General features: G+C 37.3%; 5 protein-coding genes. 1 reads left to right on the top strand and 4 read right to left on the bottom strand.

The features are described from left to right. Positions 1-342 precede the first annotated feature (342 nt). From V7137_RS30885 to V7137_RS21330, 3 genes are all read right to left on the bottom strand, one after another. Positions 343-597, bottom strand: a complete 255-nt coding sequence (locus V7137_RS30885) for an SH3 domain-containing protein (protein ID WP_438825624.1) — start codon at positions 595-597, stop codon at positions 343-345. Positions 598-1840: 1243 nt separating this feature from the next. After that, positions 1841-2560, bottom strand: coding sequence for a SpoIID/LytB domain-containing protein (locus V7137_RS21335; protein WP_438825623.1), 720 nt, complete (start codon positions 2558-2560; stop codon positions 1841-1843). Positions 2561-2751: 191 nt separating this feature from the next. Next, positions 2752-3912: a hypothetical protein gene (locus V7137_RS21330; protein WP_335699929.1), complete on the bottom strand. Its 1161-nt coding sequence runs from the start codon at positions 3910-3912 to the stop codon at positions 2752-2754. Between the two features lie 301 nt (positions 3913-4213). Here V7137_RS21330 and V7137_RS21325 point away from each other — a divergent pair, with 301 nt between their 5' ends. Beyond that, on the top strand, positions 4214-4639 hold the full coding sequence (locus V7137_RS21325; protein ID WP_218347320.1) for a hypothetical protein: 426 nt from the start codon (positions 4214-4216) through the stop codon (positions 4637-4639). A 159-nt stretch (positions 4640-4798) separates the two neighbouring features. On the opposite strand, the gene V7137_RS21320 is transcribed toward V7137_RS21325, so the two are convergent. Beyond that, on the bottom strand, positions 4799-5626 hold the full coding sequence (locus V7137_RS21320; RefSeq protein WP_335699928.1) for a dienelactone hydrolase family protein: 828 nt from the start codon (positions 5624-5626) through the stop codon (positions 4799-4801). Positions 5627-5803 lie beyond the last annotated feature (177 nt).

Raw genomic sequence — 5803 nt, 5'->3', positions numbered from 1 at the left:
GACAGGTTTACCTGGAAATTGCTTCATGTTGTCTGAATACGATACCTATTCGGACACATTCGGCTGGAAACCGCTTCATCCTGACTGAATATGATACCTATTCGGACACGTTCACCTGAAAATCGTTTCATCCTGTCCGAATTCAATGCCGATTCAGACACAACTACCTGGAATTTTCCAATAACAGTCCAAATCCCCCAGCAACGATAGGATACTTCTCATATACAAAAATCCATCCCAAAACAGCAAAAAAAGAATGGCTTGAAGAAATCTTCGAGCCATTCTTTCCGTTTAGATTATTGACTAAGCTTCTCCGCATATATTTGCAATGCAAGAAGTTAGTTATTTTATATATGATTTAGATACATATCCTGTTGTTTTACCATATTTGATTTTATGCCATGATCCGCTTGTTGAGACAATTGTTACTGTTTGATTTTTCTTTAATGAACCAATCACTTTGCTTTTGGTAGAAGCTGATGAACGTACATTCAGTCTTGATACGGTCACTTTTCCGGTTTTTGTTTTAACAACTTTTTTCACAGTGAAAGTAGTTGTGACGCTTGCACGGTTTTTACTTGTGTCTGTGGCAGACATCACAACTGTATACTTACCATTTCCTAGTGAAGTTGTTTTGTATTCTTGGGTGATAGTCCCTGCTTTGGTTAACACATCTTTTTTCAAGTAACTTAGGATCTTACCGGAGCTGTTTTTAATATATACAGTTACTTTTGCCGTCTCGTTGGTTTTATAAGAAATAACTGCTTTATTTTTGATGTTATCTACGCTTGCCTTAACGCTGCTGAATTTGGGAGCAGTCTTGTCTTTTTTTATTTCAAAGGATGGCAATGTCGAAGATTTGTTATCACTCATATCGACGGCGATGATCCCTGCATAATATTTTCCGTTAGATAAAGAATAACTGTTGTATTCTTTGGTAATCGTACCTGCTCCTGTTACTGCATCTTTTATTAAATAGGTGAAGATTTTGCCATTGCTGTCCTTAAGATAAATAGTTACTTTTGCTTTCTCATTCATCTTAAAGCTTACCATTGCTTTATTTTTCGAATTATCGACATTTACTTTGACATCACTTATTGATGGAGGGGTTTTATCGACAATCGGGGTTGGTACAGCTGGTTCTACTGAAACAGGTTCTTCTACTGCAGCTTCTCCTGCTGATGGCTCAACTGTTGACGGTTGATCTGTGGCACCTGTTGATGGTTGTTCACCTGGGTCAGGTTGTGCCTGTTCTGTAGTTCCTGCAGTTGTTTGTTCACTCGTTTCCGGTTGTGCCTGTTCCGTAGTTCCATCAGTTGTTTGTTCAGTTGTATCCTGAACCACCGGCTGTGGTCTGTCACCATATTCCTTTACAATAGATGCCCCATTATAATAAAAGGCAAGAATCTCATTGTATTTTTGATGCCCTTCTTCGGCACGGTTCTTCGCACCCCATTGACTTAAACCGACACCATGGCCATCACCCAAGCCTGATACCGTTATGGTTTCGTCCGTATCAGCGATGTTTGAAACAAGATAGCTCAACATCATCCGATTGCCAACCATGGCACGAATCTGTGATGCTGCTACATTATTGTATTCTAATTTTTGCGGGATAAAAGCGCCATCTGCGTTGACTTTATCTTTTGTGAAAAATTCAACCGTAATATTCCCTTTTGATACACGTCCGCCCGATGTCGGGGTGTGTAAGGTCAAGACAGGAATGTCCGTTATTTTTATTTCTTTTCCGGCAAAGCCATGAGTGGACATCCACGCCTTAATCGTATTGGTAATGGTGGTATCTTTCTCTTTCATTTGACTCCATGACAAGTTGGCTGGATTAAATTGTTGTTTNNAATTCCCAAGCTGTTTTGGCATCAAAGAGATCTTCTTTAATTGTTAAGTATGAAACTGGTGAGGATCCCCAAACATTGGCATTCGATTCTGTTTTTCCACCATTACTTGCAGAAAAAACAGCACTAATTAGTCGTCCATTTACTTTGAGGACTTCCCCTCTAGTTTCGTCCACTGCCGCTGAGCTATTTGCATTCCAATTATAACCACCGTAAACTTGATAATTAATCGTATCATCAATGATTACTGATTTATAAGATAGTGCATAGGTTCGAGCTGCTACCGCTTGGGTTTTTAAGGCTTCGCGGTTCCAGCTGGCATACATTTCAGAAGGGACAACACCTTTTAAATAATCTTCTACATAGATTTCGTTAATAGGACGAACATACTTTGAATTCTCAGAGACAAATTGAAATGAACCCAAATATTTCAAATTATTAATAGATAAATAGTCCGTTTCTTTAGAAGGGATTATTTTTACGTTTTCCGAGGAAAATAACGGTGTGGTTCCATCTAGTATCGTTATTTTAGTACTATCGTATTTTACGAGATATGACTTTCCAGTAGTTAACTGGACTGTTGAATCCTCAACCAAATAATTACCTGTTGGCTTTATCGTAATCTCGGTTTTATTTCCAAGATAATTAACCAATTTGACTTTGATTTTAGGTTCAATATTATCAGCTGAAACACCTAAATTCAGCATGTTAAATAGTAATAAAAGGGCCAGTAACCCTGCAATCCATTTTTTCAAAATCATTCTCCATTCATAAGAGTATGAGGTTTTTAATATAAAAATAATACTTTATGAAGCTATTAATTAACAACTTGATAATATTGGTAAGTCATAAGTCCCGGATTAAACGTAAAAAAACTCACCAAATTGGTGAATTTTTATTAGCGGGCAGTAATTTTAACCCATTTAGCACCCGAAGTCGTTGAAATTTGATACCAGCCATCGCCCCGGTCAACTAAGACCTTTACTTTTCGAGGCGTGATCTGACCGTTTGATTTAGTAGATTTGGACGGCTTACTGTACAATTTTTCTACTTTGTTTATTTGAAGATATTTCAATGGTCTAGGATTAATAAAAATCCATTTCGCCCCTAATGTTGTATGGATAAAGTACCAGCCATTTCCGCTTTTCTTCATTACATTTACGGTTTGTGGGGCAACCATTCCGGTTTGTTTGAATGATATGGCGGGCTCGTCATATAAATTAACTTCATATTTAATCACTAGATTTGATATGAACGGCAGATAAGGAAGCAAAGAAAGGTTTTTATTTCCACTTTTAATCCATCCATACCCTTTTCCAAATTTAATTTTATACCAGTTACCCGATTTTGCGGCTATCACGACATTGTCCTTTATCATCACCCTGCCTATTTTTGGTGCGTCATTATAGGGGAAGTTTTTTACTTCAAGTCCTGTTTTATAAGTTATATTCCCTTTTACTAGATAGGTAGTTTGTACAGGTGATGGAACCCTGGCATTGAGTTTTGACATAGAAGTATTAATTAGTTCATGATGAACGCCATCTCTGCTTGTACTAATAAATTTAAGACCAGCTTGCTTTGCTACCTTTACAAGTGAACTGCTTACATAATGCATTCCATTTAACGGCCTTCCCTTTTTATCAAAGATAATGGCATCAAATGCAATCCCTCTCGTATGCGGTGCTTTTGTACTAGGTATAGCCACCAAAGACCCCAGCTCGTGCTTGCTTCTTTCAGACCGTTTACACTTTGATGAAACACCTGTGATAATTTCATAAAAGTGTTTTTGATATTGATAGGGTCGATAAGCGGAATTATATTTGATCTTCCAGCCTTTGGATTTAAGCAATTGTTCATATTTTATTTTTGCCGAAAGTAAATTTGGATGAACATCCTCCCAAATAACCATTTCTCCCTTTTCCATCCTAAGTGCAACAGGATCTGTTATGGGACTTAAGTCTTTACATGTTGCTGCCAGGGCTTTTTCACTAGGAATAATCAATGGGAAAAATAGTGCTAATACCATAGTGTAAACTAAAATTCTAACAAAAAATCTCATTTTTCCTCCTTTAAAGTTATATTCTGATTAAATATGACTATATCATTATATCAAAATTCACATAATAATCTATAATTTCACAAGGAAAAAATACCCACTCCTATTCTCACCTCTATATTTTCCGACAAATTTCTACATGTATCGAGGAAAGTCAGCAACTAAAATGAATATGTGATATAATAAACCTACATGCGGTATTCTGCGAGTGACCGGATGGGAAAAACTCCTTATCATTTAAAAGACCTCACATTTCTTCAACAGTGATCCGTAAGAGAATTTATTAAGTAGGAAGGGTGTTTTCATGGAAGATTTTATCGAAACGGTTTATTTCTTAGAAAATCCTGAAAAGAATATTATTAAATTCGCAACTGGCACCCAGCTGCGCTATGAGGACGTAATTAAAGAGGTTTTTGGTGTGGCGAGCATTAATGATTTGCACATGATGCTTCAGTACAATAAAAGCTTTCAGACAAGCATATGTAACAGCCATGGGATTAGTGAAAAGAAGTTGACTCTTGATAAAATCATACGTGTTGCTTCAAAACTAGATATGCTTCATCTTAAGAAGCAATTAATCGATCAAAACTATAGCAGCATTGACGAAATTCCTCAAGACGGTAATTTACCGATTACCCGCCCTTTTGACGTAACGATCAAACTTCAAGAAGGAATCTTTCAATGGGATGACAGTAATTTCTCCTATAATGCAGTTAAGCCAGGTGCCTAACACCTTTGTTGTTAAAAAACTTACTAACAAAGGCTAGGTGCCTTTTTTCTTTGAAGGCGTAGTCCTTTTCCCAAAAAAACAAAAGCACCATCCAAAGAGTTTGGATAGTACTTTTTAAACGGCATAGTTGGTACTCGATATAATTCGGATTAAAACAAGCTAAGTAGTTGTTACTCTATTCAAAAAGGTCAAAGTCCTTGCAAAGGCATCCCTTGCATAATTAGAATTAAAGGTCGGGTTTGTATCATTAAAAAAGGCATGGTGCGCATTAGGATAGACAATTGCTTCAAATGTTTTACCTTTTTTCTTCATTTCTGCTTCGAAAGCAGGAATCAAGTTAGTTATATTCTTATCTTCCCCGCCATAAAGTCCGAGCACAGGACATTCGATGTTATCAATATTTTGTTGTGGCGGACGTCCGTAAAATACAACTGAGCCCGCATGTTTATTGTCTTGTGTTGCTAATGAAGCTGAAAGTGCACCACCTAAGCAGAAGCCAACAGAAGTAACGGGCATTCCTTTTGTCTTTTCGAAAGAATTCCGTGCATAGTCAGCTGTGTCTTTTAAAATGCGAATGAAACTCTCAGATTTACTAGGATCTAACATTCCAAACAGTGTTGTTAGCGTGGTACGAAGTGTCTCCTGTTTTTCAGAAGGCTGCTGTAATATTGCACTTTCACGGTCATTTGGATTGAACCATGATGTATGTGGGATGGAATGTAAAAAGCTTTTTGCTTCAACCATCCTCTCCACACTAAGTTCCTCTGGTCGCACGCCATTATCTGCAAATAAATCTGGTGCGATGGCAACGTAACCTGCTCCCGCAAACCGCTCGACAATATCTTGAATATGCGAATCTACTCCCCATACTTCTTGGATAACGAGTATGGTTGGTCTGGGTTCAGTTACCGGCTCTATTGAAGAAATATATGCACGAATCTCCCCATTTGTTCCCTTTACCGATTGCCATTCAGATTGTAACGACATAGTACACCCCATTGCTTAATAGTTTCTGAACCGATAATAATAACAATTCCTTCATAACTTACCATATTGAGTATCCAAATTAAAATAAAAAGTACTATACAAATTAATAAAGAAGATGTCCAATAGTTATTTTTTGTGGCGGTGTCCTTATAAAAATCGCTCTGTTAAACTTGCCTG

Source organism: Neobacillus drentensis (assembly GCF_036962765.1).
GTDB lineage: Bacteria > Bacillota > Bacilli > Bacillales > Cytobacillaceae > Neobacillus > Neobacillus drentensis_C.
The sequence above is the reverse complement of the archived record's forward strand: the minus strand, read 5'-3'. Positions and strand labels throughout refer to the sequence as shown.